At 54.7% G+C, this 16,490-nt stretch carries 10 protein-coding genes and 2 pseudogenes; 8 read left to right on the top strand and 4 right to left on the bottom strand.

Annotated features, from left to right (window positions below; genetic code table 11):
* Positions 1-72: 72 nt before the first annotated feature.
* Positions 73-1,857 (top strand): penicillin-binding transpeptidase domain-containing protein, encoded by a 1,785-nt coding sequence (locus AWJ19_RS30370; RefSeq protein ID WP_068729117.1) that lies wholly within the window; start codon positions 73-75, stop codon positions 1,855-1,857.
* Here the strand turns inward: AWJ19_RS30370 and AWJ19_RS30365 are convergent.
* Positions 1,818-3,012 (bottom strand): annotated as a pseudogene (locus tag AWJ19_RS30365) (AI-2E family transporter). The gene AWJ19_RS30370 and the pseudogene AWJ19_RS30365 sit on opposite strands and share 40 nt — an antisense overlap.
* A 260-nt stretch (positions 3,013-3,272) precedes the next feature.
* Between AWJ19_RS30365 and AWJ19_RS30360 the strand changes: the two are divergent.
* A complete protein-coding gene (locus AWJ19_RS30360) occupies positions 3,273-4,652 on the top strand; it encodes a polysaccharide deacetylase family protein (RefSeq protein WP_068729115.1) in 1,380 nt (459 codons plus the stop codon).
* Positions 4,653-5,234: 582 nt separating this feature from the next.
* On the opposite strand, the gene ilvD is transcribed toward AWJ19_RS30360, so the two are convergent.
* Positions 5,235-6,920 carry a dihydroxy-acid dehydratase gene (ilvD, locus tag AWJ19_RS30355; RefSeq protein WP_068729113.1) on the bottom strand — a complete coding sequence of 562 codons (1,686 nt, stop codon included), beginning with the start codon at positions 6,918-6,920 and terminating at the stop codon, positions 5,235-5,237.
* A 602-nt stretch (positions 6,921-7,522) separates the two neighbouring features.
* On the opposite strand from ilvD, the pseudogene AWJ19_RS30350 reads away from it, so the two are divergent.
* Both AWJ19_RS30350 and AWJ19_RS30345 read left to right on the top strand, forming a co-directional pair.
* Positions 7,523-9,306, top strand: a pseudogene (locus AWJ19_RS30350) (sugar-binding domain-containing protein).
* Between the two features lie 80 nt (positions 9,307-9,386).
* Entirely contained in the window at positions 9,387-10,322 is a 936-nt protein-coding gene (locus tag AWJ19_RS30345) for an ArsR family transcriptional regulator (RefSeq protein WP_068729111.1), read from the top strand.
* Between the two features lie 96 nt (positions 10,323-10,418).
* On the opposite strand, the gene AWJ19_RS30340 is transcribed toward AWJ19_RS30345, so the two are convergent.
* The gene (locus tag AWJ19_RS30340) at positions 10,419-11,459 is read right to left on the bottom strand and encodes a fucose 4-O-acetylase (RefSeq protein ID WP_068729109.1); all 1,041 of its coding nucleotides are present in this window, start codon (positions 11,457-11,459) and stop codon (positions 10,419-10,421) included.
* Positions 11,460-11,658: 199 nt separating this feature from the next.
* Here AWJ19_RS30340 and AWJ19_RS30335 point away from each other — a divergent pair, with 199 nt between their 5' ends.
* The 4 genes from AWJ19_RS30335 to mgrA all read left to right on the top strand — a co-directional run bounded on the left by AWJ19_RS30335 (position 11,659) and on the right by mgrA (position 15,065).
* Complete coding sequence (locus AWJ19_RS30335) at positions 11,659-12,399, top strand: alpha/beta hydrolase (RefSeq protein WP_068729107.1); 741 nt, start codon at positions 11,659-11,661, stop codon at positions 12,397-12,399.
* Positions 12,400-12,429: 30 nt separating this feature from the next.
* Positions 12,430-13,194, top strand: coding sequence for an HAD-IA family hydrolase (locus tag AWJ19_RS30330; protein ID WP_068729106.1), 765 nt, complete (start codon positions 12,430-12,432; stop codon positions 13,192-13,194).
* A 34-nt stretch (positions 13,195-13,228) separates the two neighbouring features.
* A complete protein-coding gene (locus tag AWJ19_RS30325; protein WP_068729195.1) occupies positions 13,229-13,966 on the top strand; it encodes an NAD-dependent protein deacylase in 738 nt (245 codons plus the stop codon).
* 94 nt (positions 13,967-14,060) lie between these two features.
* Entirely contained in the window at positions 14,061-15,065 is a 1,005-nt protein-coding gene (gene mgrA, locus AWJ19_RS30320; protein WP_068729104.1) for an L-glyceraldehyde 3-phosphate reductase, read from the top strand.
* Positions 15,066-15,575: 510 nt separating this feature from the next.
* Here the strand turns inward: mgrA and AWJ19_RS30315 are convergent.
* Positions 15,576-16,433, bottom strand: coding sequence for an AraC family transcriptional regulator (locus AWJ19_RS30315; protein WP_068729102.1), 858 nt, complete (start codon positions 16,431-16,433; stop codon positions 15,576-15,578).
* Positions 16,434-16,490: the final 57 nt, after the last annotated feature.

Here is a 16,490-nt window from a genome sequence, read left to right as displayed (position 1 = left end):
CCGGAAGGTGGGCATAATAGGTGCAGAAGTCCTGACCGGATTAGGTACAGGCGGCAAGCGGGAGGAATAACCTTGCATAAATACATCAAAAAGCGTATTGTCTGGAGCCTGCTTATTTTGTCGGCTCTTGTTGGAGTTCTGATAATCAGGCTGGCCTGGGTGCAGCTTGTGCTGAAGGACAGGAACGTGCCGGGCGCCGCATATACCATGGCCCAAATGGCCGAAATTCAAAGTGAGCGGGAGATGGTGCTTGACAGCGGGAGAGGGCGGCTCTATGACCGGAGCGGCAAGCCGCTTGCCGGCGAGACGGTATGGACGGCGGCATTTTTTCCGCAAGAGGAGCGGAAGGGAGCGGCAGACGGACCGAAGCTGCAGCGGCTTGCCACTGTGCTGGGAGTGACGTACGGCGAGCTGGAGAGCCGGATCAGCGGCCTGAAAGAGCCGCTGCTCTGGCCTTCGGCCGGAAGCCGGAAGCCTTTGGCGCTGACCCAGGATCAGGCGGAGCAGGTAGAACAGCTTGAGCTCGGCTACGTTCGCGCGCTGCCGTTTGCCCGCAGATATGACGGAGCTGCATCTGGACGCCAGTGGCTGGGGTATCTGTCTGAGATGTCACCTGCGGCCGCTAAGCAGTCTCCGACCGGACTGCGGGTTCCGCTGGCCGGAACGGCCGGGCTTGAGAAGACGCTGGAGCCGCTGCTGCAGGGAGTCGGTCATACGGAAGTCTTTGCACAGGTGGATGCCCGCGGCAACCGGCTTCCCGGCAGCGAACTGAAAGTTAGGACACCTGGGAATCCGTATTATCCGCTCTCTGTATATACCACTATAGATAAAGAGCTCCAGGAAGGGATAGAAAAGCTGGCTGTGGAAGCCGGGATGAAGGAAGGGGCGGTGGTTGTGCTGGACTCCAGATCAGGGGACATTGAAGCTATGGTTTCACTGCCCCTATATGACCCGGACCATATCTCGCCCGAAGGGGGCGAATGGAACAACCGGGCACTGCAGGCGGCTATCCCCGGTTCGGTCTTCAAGATTGTTACAGCCGCCGCAGCCCTCGAAGCCGGCTTGACCTCGCCGGAGGAACGCTTCTTCTGCTCCGGCGAATTCGGCAGGTATCACCTGTCCTGCCCGCACGGCAAACAACACGGCTCCCTCACGCTGGCGCAAGGGTTCGCCGTGTCCTGCAATACCGTATTCGCTACGCTGGCCGAGCGGCTCAGCGGCGCTCAGCTCCAGGCCTCAGCGCTTGCGCTCGGCCTGGGCAGGGACATCGGCTGGCAGGCTGCGGACACGCTGGGCCAGCCGTTGCTCCGGCCGCTGGCTGGCGAGCAGCCGGGCCGGATCTTCAGCACCCTGGTACCGGACGACGCCGGGGCCAGGGTGCAGACCGCCATTGGCCAGCGGGATGTAACCATGACGCCGCTGCAGGCGGCGAATCTGGTAGTGACGCTGCTGCATGGCGGGGAAGTGCGGGCGCCGCGCATTCTGCAGCGCGTCGCGTTCCGGAACGGGCAGACGCTGCAGGAGCTGCCCGCCCATCTGGCGCCGGCTTCCGCAGGCGCCATCTCCCGCGGGACCTCACAGGCACTGCTGTCATGGATGCGCCTGGTCGTTACGGAGGGAACCGGCAAACGGCTGCGCAGCACGCAGTGGCCGGTCGCCGGCAAATCCGGAACGGCCCAGACGATGGTGAAGGGTGTGCCGCGCAACAACCAGTGGTTTATCGGCTACGGGCCGGCAGACCATCCCCGGTATGCTGTCTCCGTTGCTGTTGAGAACGTGGACCCCGAGAGTGAACATACCGCTACCCGGCTGTTCGGTCAGATTTTTGATTTGCTGTCCGCCTCTTCCGGAGCCTGAGGCTCAGCGGCGGAATCACCGGACACCGTGCCGCCGGCAGTGGACGGACCGGATGCGGCGAACGGGGATACAATAAACTCTTCCTGCGGGAGATAGATCCAGCGCTGCAGATAGCCCTGCTGGATCAGCTCCTTGATCAGAATGAGCAGAATCGGCGACAGAATCAGTCCGGCGACACCGAAGGCCGACATAGAGAAGATTACAAAGGACAGCATCAGGAAAGCGGAGGAGACCCCGATGGAATTACCGGTAATTTTGGGCTCCAGCAGCTGTCTTACAATCAGTACAACGGCGAGCAGCACGATCAGTCCGATGGCTAGGGAAGTGTTGCCGACAATGAACAGGTAGATGATCCAGGGAATCAGGATGGTGGATACACCCAGCAGCGGCAGCACGTCGAATACGGCGCAGATCAGCGCCATTGTCAGCACATTGCCGGTTCCAAGAATGAGCAGCCGGCCAGTACAATAACGAAGGTGATGCCGATCAGGATCAGCTGAGCCTTGAGATAAGAACCAATGGCCTTAAAAACATTCCCCTGGACAAAAGCGTAAGCAGTCTTGAACGTCTTGGGCATTTTGTCATGGGCAATTTTGCGCCAGTCCTTGATCTCCATGCTGAGGAAAAAGGCAAGAATAATTGCAATGCCGAAATTACCCATAAAGGAAGAGAAGGAACCAAGCGCTCCGATCATATATTTAAGGAAAACAACCAGCCAGTCAGACAGGACATTGGTGGCATCTGTGAAATAGCCGTTGATTTTATCGGTCAGATCGGCCGGCAGTGCATCAATCTGCTGTTGTAGATATGTAGTGGCTTCGGTGAAATGCAGCTGGATGATTGCGTGTACCTCGGCAGGCTATCCTGGAAGTGCAGCGCCTGGGTGGCGATAAGCAAGCCGGCACCAAACAGGATACCGAGCAGAATGACCAGAAACAGCAGCACCGAGATGGCTGAGGCAAAGGGCTTGCCCATGCCTTTGCGGTTAAGGAAGCGGGCCAGCGGCTCAATCAACAGGAAAACAAAAAACGACAGAAATACAGGCGCGGCGAGCTGGTACAGCTTGCTGAACGCGAGCATAACGAGATACACCGTCAGCACGACCAGCCCGATGTCAAAGAACGTTCGCCAATATTTTTTGTACAGCGGCAGCATAGATTAACACGACTCCTTTTCCATTACACGGATTTAGCTGATTTTACGTTGCTCCATAACATTGGTTTCTTTTTAGAGATAATGACAAATTTATCTTCCATTCATTGTACACGATTTTAATAAAAATGCGTCTTTTTCTTTATGACCTGTGTTAAAATAGGGGGTAACGTTTTTTTTCGGAACTGTCCGATAGGTGTCACCCTACTTGGCCGTACCCGTAAGACGAGCCAAAGTCAACTCTGGAAAAGCGGGGAATATACATGCAGACTTTGCTGCTCTGGTTATTTTACATTTCTACCTTCTATGCTTTCATTCCCGGGATGATCAGCAGAATTTTCGGTTACCGCGTCTTCCGCAAAGGAATCGGGCGCAGTGAATTTGCCCTGACCTTTGATGACGGGCCGGACCCGCACTATACACCGCTGCTGCTGGATCTTTTGAAACGGTATGATGCCAAGGCAACCTTCTTTGTCGTCGGCTCACACGCCGAGCAGAATCCGGAGATTATAAAGCGTATCCATGATGAGGGTCATCTCATCGGAATCCATAATTATGTGCACAAAACAAACTGGCTGATGCGGCCTGCAACCGTCAAGCAGCAGATCAAGCGCACAGATGACATTATTTACAGTATTACAGGTGTACGCAGCACGTACTACCGGCCGCCGTGGGGCATCGTCAACCTGTTCGATTTCTCCAAGCGCCGCCAGGTGCAGATCGTATTATGGTCGGCAATGTTCGGCGACTGGAAGGAGAAGCTTGGCGCAGAACGCCTGGCTGGCAAGCTGCTTAACAAGCTGGGTCCCGGAGAGGTGATGCTTCTGCATGATTGCGGAACGACCCTCGGTGCCGATCCGAAAGCGCCGGAGCATATGCTGGTTGCCCTCGAACGGATGCTGGATGAGGCCCGCCGCCGGGGCCTGCGGAGCATCCGGATCGACGAGATGATCCGGCAGGTGCAGACCTCCCCGGTCACACAGCTCTCCTACGGCAAACGGCTGGTCGTCGGCCTGTGGCTGATCTGGGAGCAGTGCTTCCAGTTCCTGTTCCGGATCAAGACGATTGCACCCGCTGACCCGTTCCTGCATTACCGGCTGCGCAAGTATCAGGGGGAACCTGTGCTGATGGATAACGGCGAACGCCTGACCAAGGGCGATCCGATCATCGAGCTGCACATCGACAACAGACAGCTCTTTGAGCTCGGCGTGCACTCCCGGTCCTCTGCGCAGCTGGCCATCCGGATGATCCGCCGCATGGAAAAGGATCTGCCGGTGCTGGCAGAGCGGATTGCTGCAGATGTAGATCTCGCAGAGGCCAAGGCGCTGTACGGGGTGAGCATGCTCAACCGCGGGCCGGAGAAGTTCGGCTTTATGGTGCTGGATCTGCCGGACGGCTGGTTTGCCCGTTCGACCAAGTTTTATCTGAGCATTCTGCTCAGCGTCATTCATCCGGCAGGCGGTGCACGGCTCAAGGAACGCAGTGAGGTGCTGGTGCCGAAGATGATGCTGATGCCGGTATCGGAGCTGCTGGGCAGGATGAACCACCAGCGGCCGCAGAAGCAGGTTAAGGCGCGTGAACGGGTAAGGGAAGAGGAACTTGCCCTGGAGGCAGAGCTTCCGGGAGCGACGGTTGTACATTAAGCTGCTCAGCGGGTAGATTCGTTGATTTGTCAGCTAAGTGAGTATAATCTGGTCAGCGATCGTTGGCTTTATTAGCATTAAGCAGTAACCAGGCTATTATTATCGTTATAACCTTTTGCAAGAAAAGACAAGACAAGACAGGGCAGGGGCTATTGAAGCCCCTGTCTTTTTTGTTTCTGTTACGCGACCTGCCGGTCGTTCTCTTATTTTCGTCTAATACTGAATATAGTTTGGCGGATTACCCGCCTACTTGTAAGCTTAGCTGCACTTTATACACTTAAAACGGTCTTATCCGGATGCGTTGGCCTTATAAATGTACTATGTGCAGCTATTTCAGCCAGAATCGCTCCAAAGCGGCTTTATACGGTGTTTTAGTTGCACAGAATACAGCTATATGGCCATTTCCGGCAAAAACAGGCCTTTTATCTGTACAAATTGCAGTTATTCGTTTGGCGGAGACGCTGCCTGCAAATGCAGGTGTCGTTCATTTCGTCCAAGGGAGCCCAGGACGCGAGTGCAGCAGAGGCCGGGACACAAAAAAGCCCCGGACGTCTCACACGTCCGGGGCCTGAATATAAACAATTAAATCTTCAGCACGCCGCCCTTGCTTGCATTGGTAACGAGCGCGGAATAGCGGGCCAGATAGCCTTTCTTGACCTTAGGTTCAAAGCCCTTCCAGCCGGAGCGGCGGGTCGCGAGGGTTTCTTCATCAACCAGCAGCTCGATCTTTCGGTTGATCAGATCCAGCTCGATGATGTCGCCGTCTTCAACGAACGCGATAGGTCCGCCTTCAGCAGCTTCCGGCGAGATATGGCCGATGCTGATGCCGCGGGATGCGCCGGAGAAACGTCCGTCGGTGATGAGGCCGACTTTGGCGCCGAGGCCCATGCCGACGATCTGGGAGGTAGGGGCAAGCATTTCCGGCATACCCGGTCCGCCCTTCGGACCTTCGTAACGGATAACTACGACATGGCCTTCTTTAACCTTGCCGTTAGCGATGCCTTCCAGCGCCGTTTCCTGAGAGTCGAAGCAGATCGCCGGTCCTTTGTGGTAGCCGCCTACAGATGCGTCAACCGCACCGACCTTGATGATCGAGCCTTCCGGTGCCAGGTTGCCGTAAAGTACCGCGAGACCGCCTACTTCGGAGTATGGATTATCCAGCTTATGAATGACACTGGTATCCAGAATTTCGTGACCGCGGACATTCTCGGCAATGGTTTTGCCGGTAACGGTCATGCAGTCGCCGAAGAGAGCGCCCGGCTTCTTGAGCAGCTCGTTCAGCACGGCGCTTACGCCGCCTGCACGGTCAACGTCCTCGATGAAGATGTCGGAAGCAGGAGCCAGCTTGGCCAGATAAGGTACGCGGTTAGCCACTTCATTGATACGCTCCAGCGGATAATCGATTTCAGCTTCCTGAGCCAGGGCCAGTGTGTGAAGCACTGTGTTTGTCGAGCCGCCCATTGCCATATCAAGAGCAAAGGCGTTATCCAGCGATTCCTTGGTTACAATATCACGCGGCTTCAGATCCAGCTTGATCAGCTCCATCAGCTGGGTTGCTGATTTGCGTACGAAATCTCTGCGTTCTTCAGCAACAGCCAGGATTGTGCCGTTACCCGGAAGGGCTAGACCCATAGCTTCTGCGAGACAGTTCATGGAGTTCGCGGTGAACATGCCGGAACAGGAACCGCAGGTCGGACAGCCGTATTGTTCAAGCTCCAGAAGCTCAGCGTCGTTAATTTTGCCGACCTGATGCGCGCCTACGCCTTCGAATACGGAGGTCAGGGAGAGCTTATTGCCCTTGCTGTCTACGCCGGCTTTCATTGGTCCGCCGCTGACAAAGATGGTCGGGATGTTGACGCGCAGGGCGCCCATCATCATGCCGGGGGTAATTTTATCACAGTTGGGAATGCAGACCATACCATCGAACCAGTGCGCGGAAACAACGGTTTCCAGTGCATCAGCGATGATCTCACGGCTTGGCAGTGAATAGCGCATACCGATATGGCCCATGGCGATTCCGTCGTCTACGCCGATCGTATTGAATTCAAAAGGAACGCCGCCGGCTTCGCGGATCGCTTCCTTGACGATTTTGCCGAATTCCTGCAGATGAACATGACCAGGTACAATATCAATGTAGGAGTTGCAGACCGCGATGAACGGTTTGCCGAAATCCTCCTCTTTAACTCCGGCTGCACGCAGGAGACTGCGGTGCGGAGCACGGTCGAAGCCTTTTTTAATCATGTCTGAACGCATTTTCTTGGCTGCCATATTAACATTCCCTCCCGAAATTTGTTGAACGGATATAGTGTCGCATTAACGCATTGCAATCCCGAAAGCTGCGTGTCTGCGGATTATAGAAATAACGGGGTCCAGCTTCATCTTGCAGAAGGAGGGCGGAGCCGTTTCTATAAAAAATAATGCCGTATTAACAGGGCCAGACTGTCCTGCTTCAGCAGGCAGCGTGCCATTGTTATTAGTGAGTCTATCATAAAAGGCCTGTTTTTTCTACCGGACAATGTGAAGTTTGTCGGCTTGGGAGAATCAGGTCATTTTCTGGAGCTGCAGCTGTCTTTTATCAGGCTGTAAGCGGTCTGTGAGTATCGGACATTTTTGAAAAGAAAGAGTGGAGCATGGCCTTTATTATTTATTACAATAATATTGTAATAAAATAAATTTTGCAGGTGTGAGCTACAAGCTATACCTATCCGGATATCTCTTGAAAAATCAGCACCTGAAAGCGTTGACAGTCATTGGAAACGTCCTTATAATCTGAATTGAATTACGCGTATTGTGTTTTAACGTTTGCTAAAAGAAGAGTATATTACAGAAAATTAGTAACAAAACATACAAGGGCAGGAGTGAAGCTCATTTTGGCGACAGAATCCGTAAGTACATGTATCCCCCGTCCGGAATATCCAAGACCCCAGTTTGTCCGCAAGGATTGGTTAAGCCTCAATGGACAATGGGATTTCAGCTTTGATGATGAACGGGCAGGTGAGACGGAACGCTGGTATCTGGGGGACACGGATGCTTTCTCTTCCAGGACGATTCAGGTGCCGTTTGCATTTCAGAGCAGGCTGAGCGGGATTGGCGACCCTTCTTTTCACGATGTGGTGTGGTACCGTAGAACGTTTGACATTCCTGCAGACTGGAGCGGCAGAAGGGTTGTGCTGCATTTCGGGGCTGTTGATTATCTGGCCAAGGTTTGGGTGAACGGGCAGCTTGTAGCTATGCATGAAGGGGGGCATACCCCTTTTCAGACTGATATTACGGCAGCGCTGGCTGAAGGCGGCAACAGAATTGTGGTGCGGGCGGAGGATTTCAGCCGTGATGTCACCCTGCCAAGGGGGAAGCAGTATTGGCTGGAGAACTCTGCTTCCATCTTTTACACCCGTACAACCGGAATCTGGCAAAGTGTATGGCTTGAGCCGGTATCTGAAGTTCATTTGTCCAAAACAATGTTCACCCCTGATATTGACCGCAACGAAGTCCGGATCCATACGTTTTTTAAAGGGTATGAGGCGTCAGACAAGCTTAAACTCCGTATCAGGATAAGTTTTGAACAGGAGCAGATTGCTGAGGATGAATATACAATTAACGGGGCTGAACACCAGCGGAGCATCGGACTGGGCGACTTTACCGATCACGGGCTTGGGCGGCTGTGGAGTCCGGAGCATCCGAATCTATATGATATCCGGCTTCAGCTTGTCCGCGGTGAAATTGTTATAGATGAAGCGGATGCCTATTTCGGGATGCGCAAAATATCTGTTGAGGACGGGCAGCTATGCCTGAACAACCGGCCGTATTATCAGCGGCTTGTCCTCGACCAGGGCTATTTTCCTGGAGGGATTCTGACCGCTCCCACTGACGGTGATTTGCGGCGCGATGTCGAGCTGGCTAAGGAGATGGGTTTTAACGGTGTCCGCAAGCACCAGAAGACGGAGGACCCGCGTTTTCTGTACTGGTGCGACAGGCTCGGCATGCTGGTATGGAGTGAGGCGGCGAATGCTTATGAATTCTCCGAAGCCTATGTCCGGCGGTTTACGCAGGAATGGCTGGAGATTATGGAGCGTGACTATAACCATCCTTGCATTGTGACGTGGGTTCCGCTTAATGAGAGCTGGGGGATTCCCAATGTGCAGGTTGATGGGCGCCAGCAGCAGCACGGGCTGGCCATGTATCATCTGACCAAATCCCTCGATGGAACAAGACCGGTGGTGTATAATGACGGCTGGGAACATATGACGACAGACCTGGTTACCATCCACGACTATGAGAGCTGCCGGGAAGTTTTGGAACGGAGATATGCCTCGGTAGAATCGGCCGTTAGTGCCATGCCGGCGAACCGCAGGATTTTTGTGGGAGGCGCTTCTTACCAGGGCAGCCGCTGCTTGTGTCAGAGTTCGGGGGCATTGCCTTTAAAAAAAGCGAGCAGGAGGGCTGGGGCTACTCCGGAGCAGAGAACGAAGCGGATTTCCTGAGCCGGCTGCAGGCGGTTGTCGGGCCCATGTTCAACTCACCGGTGATTCAGGGCTATTGCTATACTCAGCTGACGGATGTCGAGCAGGAAATCAATGGGCTGCTGACCTATGACCGAAAGCCGAAAGCGCCGCTGGCCGCTCTCCGGGCGATTATGATGAATGAACCGCTGTAGCTTGTTGCAGCATGTTAATGAAGCAGCTTGATGATGGAGTGAGTGTAACTATTTATTTATCTGGAAAAGAGGTGAGCCTTGTGCTGGAGCTCAGCTTTGAGGACCCGGACCGGCTGGTTGCGGTAACCCATGCTTTATCAACGCGTTCAAGGGTGGAGATGCTCCGGCTGCTTGCTGCAGAGGATCTGAATATCATTGAAATTGCCGCCAGGCTGAAGCTTCCCGTATCGACGGTAGCGAGCCACGTTAAAGTGCTGGAGGCCGCGGGACTGATCCGTACAGCAGCTGTTCCTGCATCCCGCGGAGCAATGAAGCTGTGCAGCAGCAATTACAGTAATATTAAGATTAATCTGAATGAAAACCGGGGGCTGGAGAACAAACAGACCTACGTCTATGAGGTGGACATGCCGGTTGGTCATTACAGCGATTGTGAGGTAGAGCCTACCTGCGGAATGGCAAGTTCAGAGGGGCTTATTATAAAGGAGGATGAACCGGCTGGCTTTTATCATCCCAAGCATGTCAATGCCCAGATTATCTGGCTGCGCAAGGGATATCTTGAATATCTGCTGCCGGTAGATCTGCCGGACGAAGCTGAGGTTGAGGCGCTTGAGCTGTCAATGGAGATGTGCTCTGAGGCCCCCAATTATGATCAGAACTGGCCGTCGGACATTTCCGTTATGGTAAATGGTGTGGAAATCGGCTTGTGGACAAGTCCCGGCGATTTCGGCGACCGGCGCGGGCGGCTGAACCCGCAGTGGTGGCCTGACGGGTCCACACAATACGGTTATCTTAAAACATGGCGTGTGGATCATGATCAGACAACGCTTGATCTGGAGCGGGTATCGGAGGTGCGCCTCGGAGAACTGAACATTAACGGCAGCCCCAAAATGCGGCTGCGGATCGGCATTCAGCCGGAGGCCGTTCATCAGGGCGGGCTTAACCTGTTCGGCCGCGGATTTGGCGATTACGGGCAAAATATCATTATGAAAATCAGTTATACTCTGCATGCTGAGTAAACAGCCTTTAGACATATAAACGCCCGGCTCCTGATGCGGATAACCGCTCAAGGGGCCGGGCGTTTATATTGAGGGCGGCGAAAGGCTGCCCCTTGTTTATGGGGTACGCCGCAGCGCTGCACGCTGCAGGGTGATCATCCAGTCCACCGGCGGTTCAACCAGCGGATGCAGCCACCGTTTGACAGCCGGCTGGGCCAGCAGCACGGTGCAGAGAACGGCTGCGAGCAGCAGCAGAAGGGCTCCGGCGGTATTGCCGAGATAGCCGTAAATTCCGGAGACCGCGGCCAGCCGCACAATGAAGCCGTGCAGCAGGAAGACATACAGGGTGCGGCGGCCCCAGTCGGTCATCCGGCTCACACCATAGGGCACGAGCCCGAGAAAAGCAAGGGATGCGGCAATCTGCACCGTGTACACCGCCAGCCGGTATACACCTGCATACCATTCGGCAGCGCCAAGCTGCATGTAGGTCATATTGCCGTACAGCCAGCCGAGCGGAAGCTCGGGACTTGCTACAGCCAGAACGGCCAGGAACAGCACCGAGGCGGCAGCAGCGGCTGTCTTGAAATATTTGCGGTATAGCCTGGTGAAGGCGCCGAAAGAGAAATGATAGCCGATTACGAAGTAAGGCAGATAGACAAAGGTGCGGCTGATGCTGAACCAGACCCCATCAACCTGCAGATAGCCGACGGCCACGCCGGCCGTTACAGCAAAAGCAATTTGTGCAGGTGCGGACCATTTGCCCATACCGAGCATCAGCAGACGCCAGCAGGCATGGCTGGCCAGAAACCACAGGAGGAGATAGGGTGCGAATACGGAGTGATGAATGCCGTCTACCTGAAAAAGAGAAACATCGAGTGCTGAATACAGGGTCTGAAAAATCAGGTATTGCATCCCGATCTGCAGGAGTACCTTGCGGCCCGCGCCTCCGGTAAGGCTTTTTCTGGCAAAATACCCGGTTACCAGCACGAACAACGGCATATGAAAGCTGAAAATCCACATATATAGCCCGTGCATTCCGCTCATTCTGCTGATTAACGGCTCAATGGCATTACCGGCAAATACTGTGACGATAAGCATGAAGCGCAGGTTAAGAAAAAATGTTTCTCCGCGCGCCTCCAGCGTATTCTCCCTCTCCATGGTTTAACCCCCAAAAGTTGCACAATGCAAAAGTTTTTAATTTAATTTTAAAATACATGTTTTTGGAGCTGATTATTGTGAATTCAATCACAATGGGAAGCGTTATCAGGGGCGGTATTTGTGGCGATATGTTGAAGGTTGTTTGATTTCTTTGATTCCTCTATAATTTTTTGTATGCAGTACTCGGGAGTGAATCTATATGAAGAAAATAATAAACAGACGCAGGGCTCTCCTATCGCTTGCAGTCCTTCTGGTAGTTGCCGGATTGCTGCTGTGGAATTACCTGACACCGTATGAGCCGGAGCAGAATGCCGAAACTGCAATGCTCTCAGCCGCTGGAGTGACAGTGGAACAGAATGACGGCTGGATCTCTTTTGAGCCGGCGGTCGCAAGCGGCACTGCCGTTATTCTTTATCCGGGTGCGCTTGTGGAAGCGGAAGCGTACGCGCCTCTGGCCAAAAGAATTGCCACCGCAGGTCATCCGTTCTACATAGCCAAGATGCCTTTCAATCTGGCCATTATTAAGGGGGATGCGGCAGAGGAGATTATCAGCGGGCATCCGGAGCAGTCTTTCGTGATTGGCGGCCACTCGTTGGGCGGTGTTATGGCATCTCGCTATGCGGCAGAGCATGCGGATCAGCTCGAGGGGGTCTTTTACCTCGCCTCGTACCCTGATGAGAAGGGCGGCCTGAAGGACACGACACTGTCTGTCCTGTCCGTGCTTGGTACGGCAGATACGGTGGTCGACCGGGAAAAATACAGTGAAGGCCGCAGCTACCTGCCAGGCAATACCGTTTATCTGTCAATTGAGGGCGGAAATCACGCCCAGTTTGGAAGCTATGGCCCGCAGAAGGGGGACGGGGAGCCTTCCATCACGGAAGAGGAGCAGCAGACCCGCACGGCGCGGGCGATGCTGGACTGGCTGGGCAACCTGCGCTGATCCATATAAGAAACGGAGAGGAGGCGGGTGATGCCGCAGCTGCATATTAATCATCTGGCTGTACCCTGCCAGTGCATATTATTTGATAAGGACGGCACCCTGCTGGACCTGCTCGCGACATGGGGAGCCTGGGCTGAGCTGGTATTGCAGGAGCTGGACGACCAGATGGCCCTTATAGGGGGCAGCCGCCTGCCGGATCTGTCCCGTGTACTCGGGACCCGCCACGGCGCTGACGGCAAACTGACCGGCTATGACCCGGCCGGGCCGCTGGCGATGGCGACTGCCGAAGAGACAACGGGCATACTGGCCTGGCATCTCTACGGGGCCGGCGTTCCTTGGAATGAAGCGCTAGCCCGTGTGAACGTCATCGTCAAAGAGGCGATGAACGAGCTGCGGGCCCGCCGTACCGCTGTACCTTTGCCGGGGCTTCTGACGTTCCTACAGCAGTGTGCAGCCGCATCGCTGAAGCTGGGAGTTGTTACCTCGGACGGAGCCCGCTCAACCGGCGAGCAGCTGGAGTGGATGGGTATCGCAGGGTTTTTTCAGACGGTGGTTACCAGAGACCGTGTAACTCACGGCAAGCCGGCGCCCGAAATGGCAGAGACGGCCTGCCGTGAACTGGGTGTTCTGCCTGAGAACACCGTAATTATCGGAGACAGCAACGCGGATATGCAGCTTGGCAAAGGAGCCGGCCTGCGCCTGTCCGTCGGAATCTCGCCGGATGGCGCCGCAGGCCATCTGCTGGATGCAGATGCTATTATTACAGGCTACCATCAGCTTCGTATTACGGGTTAAATTCTGTTTTGGAGAAAGGATGCGTGTGCAGCGTATGGATCGAGTGCAGACACTGGTTTCCTGGATTAAGAACAGCGGAAATATTGTATTCTTCGGCGGGGCCGGAACCTCTACGGAAAGCGGTATTCCCGATTTCCGCTCTGCGGCCGGGCTGTATCAGAATGAGCATAACTCCCCTTATCCGCCTGAGGTTATGCTCAGCCGCCGGTTTTTTATGTCCTCTCCGGACATTTTTTTTGATTTTTACCGCAGCAAAATGCTTCACCCGGAGGCTGTCCCGAACGGCGCCCATCTGCTGCTTGCCGAGCTTGAAGGCCAGGGCAAGCTGAAGGCGGTCATTACGCAGAATATTGACGGCCTGCATCAGAAAGCTGGGAGCCGTGCCGTATTCGAGCTTCACGGTTCGGTTCACCGTAACCACTGTATGGGCTGCGGCCGCTTCTATCCTTTAGAGGCCGTTATAGGCTCTGATGAGAGGGTGCCGCGCTGTGAAGCTTGCGGCGGCATCATCAAGCCGGATGTGGTGCTGTATGAAGAAGAGCTGGATCATGATGTGCTGATCGGATCTGTTGCAGCAATCGCTGCTGCCGACCTGCTGATTATCGGCGGCACTTCGCTCACTGTACAGCCGGCAGCGAGCCTCGTCACCTATTTTCACGGGCGGCATACCGTTCTGCTAAACGGGGAGCCTACTCCTTATGACCACCGGGCAGACCTGATTATTACCGATCGGATCGGGGAGGTTATGGGAAGGGTAATGGAGCAGCTGTGAACCGCCATTCCGTGAGTGGCAGATTATAACGTCACCGCCAGGTTTAAATTAGGGTAGATAACCAATAGAGGTTAGCGAGAGGCAGGGATCAGCAATGGTATATGTGGCTAGCGATGAACGGTATGAAGCAATGCATTACAACCGCTCGGGCAGGTCAGGCCTTAAGCTGCCGGCAATATCGCTGGGGCTGTGGCATAACTTTGGAGGAATCAATACCTATGAGAACGGCCGGGAGATGATTACCCGCTCGTTTGATCTCGGCATTACCCATTTTGACCTGGCGAACAATTATGGTCCGCCCCCGGGCTCGGCAGAGGAGCTGTTCGGCAAAGTGCTGAGCCGTGATCTTTCCGCTTACCGCGATGAAATGATCATTTCCACCAAGGCGGGATATTATATGTGGCCAGGGCCGTATGGTGACTGGGGCTCACGGAAATACATGCTCGCCAGTCTGGATCAGAGCCTGAAGCGGCTCGGGCTCGACTATGTTGATATTTTTTACTCCCACCGCCCGGACCCGGAGACGCCGCTAGAAGAAACAATGGGGGCGCTGGACTATGCCGTCCGCTCGGGTAAGGCGCTTTACATCGGATTATCCAACTATACGGCGGAGCAGACGCTTGCGGCGATCCGTATTCTGAAGGAGCTGGGTACGCCGCTTCTGATACACCAGCCGCGCTATTCCATGCTGGACCGCTGGATTGAAGGAGGGCTGCAGCAGGTGCTTGAAGACAATGGAGTCGGCACGATTGCCTTCACTCCTCTGGCGCAGGGCCTGCTGACGAGTAAATACCTTAACGGCATCCCCGGGGATTCACGGGCAGCCGGTCCGTCTAAGGCGCTGGATGAGAGCGGAATTACGCCCGAGGTGCAGCGCAAGATCCGCGCCCTTAACCAGCTGGCTGTTACACGCGGCCAGAGCCTGGCACAGCTTGCACTCCAGTGGACCCTTCGGGAGGGCAGGGTGACCTCGGCACTGATCGGGGCCAGCCGGATCAGCCAGATTGAAGAGAACATCGCCTGCCTGTCCCATCCGGCATTCTCGCAGGAGGAGCTGGACCGGATCGACACGATCCTGAAGACTGAGAGTGAGGGTTGAGGTATTGTCTGGAAAAAGCGGGAATTCAGCTGGTTTTTAAGATCCTGTTGGAAGCTGGTACTCTTGTCCCGGATAACTAGGTGGCTTTTCGCCACCTAATTCCGCCGTTATTCAGCTTTTCTAATGATTAGTTGGAAAATCGCAACTTATTTTAGGCCGAACAACTCGTTTAGAGCGAAAAGTGTATCATTAAGTAGCATTTTTCCAACTAGATTTTCGCAAAGCTGGTTAACCCTGAAATAGTTGCCGATTTTCGCTTAGCTTGATTAATGAGCGCCAACCTGCTTAACTCTGCAGGCGGTATTTGAAAATGCGGCAGGTGCAGAGGTATTCCATACAGTCATATACAGTTATTTTTATAGTGCGTTTTAGGTATAGTAGAACAACAGCCCGTTTCCTGGAAGGAGACGGGCTGTTGTTCTACATAAAGATAAGGCTGACAGACAAGCATAAGGACCGTAGCGTGAACTACGACCCGTTCAGGGGCGTACCCGGCGGGAAATGGCGCGGCTACTTCTCCCCGTGTCTGGCAGTGGCCAGACGGTAGGCAGTCGGGGATTGTGCGCAGAACCGCTTGAACTGGCGGGAGAAATAGAGCGCATCGGTCAATCCTACCGAAGCGGCTACCTGCTCGACGGACAGCTCGGGGCGTTCGCGCAGCAGCTGGCGCGATTTCTCAATGCGCAGCTTGAGCAGGTAAGTGACCGGCGAGAGGCCGGTCTCCTGCTTGAAAATCCTTGACAGGTAAGCCCGGTTGTACCCCAGGCTGCCGCACATCTGCTCAATGGATACCGGGTGGGCATATTGGGAAGCCATATAGTGGATCATCTGCTTCACGGTGCGCTTGACCTGGGATTCTGCCCCCGGCAGCCGTGATGCGGAGAGGTGCCGTTCGGCTGCTTCTCCGATGACAAGGTACAGGTAGCCGAGGGAAGTAAGATGGGCGCTTTCTTTATTGGCATAAAAAGCCTGCATCATCCCGGCAAGTGCCGAGGGGAATACGGTTCCTTCTGCGGTCTGAAGCACCGGCTGCTGTGGCGCAAAGCCTGCCTGAAGCACAAGGGCATCGGCATCAGCCCCGGTAAAAGCCGCCCAGCGGTACCGCCAGGGCTGCTGCCGGTCCGAGACATAGCTGACGAGCTGACCGGGATGGATCAGGAAGCAGTCGCCCGGCCCCAGCGAATATTTACGGTGCTCGGTAGTGAACTGTCCGTAGCCGGATTCAATGAAGTGAAGCAGATAATAATCGTAGATTTTGGGTCCGGCCTGATGGACGGGCAGGGTCTGGCTCTCGCCGGCAAACAGCACATGCAGATTCTGCTTATCGTAATATACGGGGTTTGATCCTACGGAATAGGTATGTTCCACGCTGACAGATCCTTTCCTTGAGTTAACGCTGTCAATGCCCTGCACGCAGGGAGGCGG

Source organism: Paenibacillus sp. DMB5, assembly GCF_001517085.1.
Classification (GTDB): domain Bacteria; phylum Bacillota; class Bacilli; order Paenibacillales; family Paenibacillaceae; genus Paenibacillus_AQ.
The sequence above is the reverse complement of the archived record's forward strand: the minus strand, read 5'-3'. Positions and strand labels throughout refer to the sequence as shown.